This window comes from Anaerobacterium chartisolvens (assembly GCF_003337415.1).
GTDB lineage: Bacteria > Bacillota > Clostridia > Acetivibrionales > DSM-27016 > Anaerobacterium > Anaerobacterium chartisolvens.
In genome coordinates this window covers 1-3,282 of record NZ_QPJT01000064.1, presented here as the reverse complement: position 1 = coordinate 3,282, position 3,282 = coordinate 1, and the positions used below count along the sequence as shown (strand labels likewise).

The following is a 3,282-nucleotide window of genomic DNA, read 5'->3' as shown; positions in this document are numbered from 1 at the left end:
TATCTAGCAGAATGAGGCACTGGAAAGTGCAGACCATAGAGGGTAAAAGTCCCGTATGCGAAAGATATGAAGACAGGCCGGAATCCAGAGTACCACGGGGCACGTGAAACCTTGTGGGAAGCAGGGAGGACCACCTCTCAAGGCTAAATACTAACTGGTGACCGATAGTGAAGCAGTACCGTGAGGGAAAGGTGAAAAGAACCCCGGGAGGGGAGTGAAATAGAACCTGAAACCCTATGTTTACAAGCAGTTGAAGGGCGTTAAGGCCCGACAGCGTACTTTTTGTAGAACGGTCCGGCGAGTTATAGTATGCAGCGAGGTTAAGTACTAAAGGTACGGAGCCGAAGGGAAACCGAGTCTTAACAGGGCGAAGCGGACTCTTTGAGTCCGAAATTAGTTGCATGCCATAGACCCGAAACCGGGTGACCTATCCATGGACAGGTTGAAGCTAGAGTAAAATCTGGTGGAGGACCGAACCACATGACCGTTGAAAAGGTCTGGGATGAGCTGTGGATGGCGGAGAAATTCCAATCGAACTCGGAGATAGCTGGTTCTCCCCGAAATAGCTTTAGGGCTAGCCTCAAGGGAAAATCATACGGAGGTAAAGCACTGAATGGGCTAGGGGCCTTACCGGGTTACCGAACCCTATCAAACTCTGAATGCCGTAATGATGTTACTTGGGAGTCAGACAGCGTGAGATAAGTTTCGTTGTCAAAAGGGAAACAGCCCAGACCATCAGCTAAGGTCCCAAAATCACAGTTAAGTGGGAAAGGATGTGGGTTTGCTAAGACAACTAGGATGTTGGCTTAGAAGCAGCCACTCATTAAAAGAGTGCGTAATAGCTCACTAGTCGAGTGAGCCTGCGCCGAAAATTACCGGGGCTAAACTGTGTACCGAAGCTATGGATGCTAGAGACTAGAAACGAGAAACTAGAAACTAGAGAAAAGCTGGAGGAAAGAATGATAAAAGATTTTAGAGACTTAATTGTGTATAGAAAAGCATATCAGATATCGCTGGATATACATAAAGTGAGTTTAAAAATCCCCCAGTTTGAAAAGGATGAACTTGGAAGCCAAATAAGGAGAGCGTCAAAATCAGTAGCTATGAATATAGCGGAGGGTTTTGGGAGAAATTCTTCCTTAGCGGATTTTAAAAGATTTATGATAATGGCACAAGGTTCATGTGATGAAGTAAGAGTGCAGCTGGATTATTGCAGGGACTTGGGATATATAACGGAGGCAGAACATGATGCATATGAGAATGCATATGTAGAAGTTGGGAAGATGCTGACGAAGATGCTGACGAAGATGCTGACGAAGATGCTCAAGACATGGCAAAAACAATCTGGTATCTAGTATCTGGTTTCTAGTCTCTAGTATGGTAGGGGAGCTTACTGTAGTAGGCTGAAGCACGACTGGAAAGACGTGTGGACGAGGCAGTAGTGAGAATGCCGGAATAAGTAGCGAGAGTAAAGTGAGAATCTTTACCGTCGAAAACCTAAGGTTTCCTGGGGAAGGTTCGTCCGCCCAGGGTAAGTCGGGACCTAAGCCGAGGCCGAAAGGCGTAGGTGATGGACAACAGGTTGAAATTCCTGTACTGCCGTTACTCGATAAAAGAGAGGTGGGGACGCAGGAGGATAAGTTAAGCGAGCAGCTGGAAAAGCTCGTCCAAGGGAGGTAGATAGCGTGGTAGGCAAATCCGCCATGCGTTTCGAAGGCCTGATGGGGAGGGAAAATAGAGTACCGAAGTAACAGATTCCACACTGACAAGAAAAGCCACTATCGAGAGTGAAGGCACCCGTACCGCAAACCGACACAGGTAGGTGAGGAGAGAATCCTAAGACGAACGGGAGAAGCATTGTTAAGGAACTCGGCAAATTGACCCCGTAAGTTAGCAATAAGGGGTGCCGATTCTAGAAACTGGATACGAGAAACTAGAAACTGGAAGAAGGAAGGCGTAAAAGCTGGACAGTAATCTGGTATCTAGTGTCTGGTATCTGGTTTCTAGGATTGGCCGCAGAGAATAGGCCCAAGCAACTGTTTATCAAAAACACAGGTCTCTGCTAAATCGAAAGATGAAGTATAGGGGCTGACGCCTGCCCGGTGCTGGAAGGTTACGGGAATCTGTTATTCGCAAGGAGAAGCAGTGAACTTAAGCCCCAGTAAACGGCGGCCGTAACTATAACGGTCCTAAGGTAGCGAAATTCCTTGTCAGGTAAGTTCTGACCCGCACGAATGGCGTAATGACTTGGGCACTGTCTCAACAATGTACCCGGCGAAATTGTAGTACTTGTGAAGATGCAAGTTACCCGCGACTAGACGGAAAGACCCCATGGAGCTTTACTGTAGCCTGATACTGGGTTTCGGTATTCTTTGTATAGGATAGGTGGGAGACTGAGAACTGCTGGCGCCAGCCGGCAGGGAGTCAACGTTGGAATACCACTCTAAGAGTACTGGAACTCTAACTGGACGCTGTAAACCAGCGTCAGGACACTGTCAGGTGGGCAGTTTGACTGGGGCGGTCGCCTCCCAAAGAGTAACGGAGGCGTTCAAAGGTTACCTCAGCGCGGTTGGAAATCGCGTTAACAGAGTGCAAAGGCATAAGGTAGCCTGACTGTGAGAGCAACAACTCGAGCAGGTACGAAAGTAGGACTTAGTGATCCGGTGGTATGAAAGTGGAATTGCCATCGCTCAACGGATAAAAGCTACCCTGGGGATAACAGGCTTATCTCCCCCAAGAGTCCACATCGACGGGGAGGTTTGGCACCTCGATGTCGGCTCATCGCATCCTGGAGCTGAAGAAGGTTCCAAGGGTTTGGCTGTTCGCCAATTAAAGCGGTACGCGAGCTGGGTTCAGAACGTCGTGAGACAGTTCGGTCCCTATCTGTCGCGGGCGCAGGATATTTGAAGGGATCTGTCCTTAGTACGAGAGGACCGGGATGGACGAACCTCTAGTGTACCAGTTGTCATGCCAATGGCACGGCTGGGTAGCCAAGTTCGGCAGGGATAAACGCTGAAGGCATCTAAGCGTGAAACCCACCCTAAGATGAGATATCCCTGTGCTAGAGACTAGAGACCAGAAACGAGAGACTAGAGTGAAAAGAAAAGCTTAAAGAATAGAGGTTTTTAATGTAACTCTGGTTTCCGGTATCTAGTTTCCAGTCTCTAGCACGTAAGACCCCATGTAGACTACATGGTAGATAGGCCGGGTGTGTAAGTGCAGTAATGCACTCAGCTGACCGGTACTAATAGGTCGAGGGCTTGACCAAATGAACAGGAAGTA

Annotated in this window: 1 rRNA gene; it reads left to right on the top strand. The window is 48.3% G+C overall.

The features are described from left to right. Positions 1-3,268 (top strand): 23S ribosomal RNA (locus DFR58_RS21475); the annotation flags it as partial. Between the last annotated feature and the right edge of the window lie 14 nt (positions 3,269-3,282).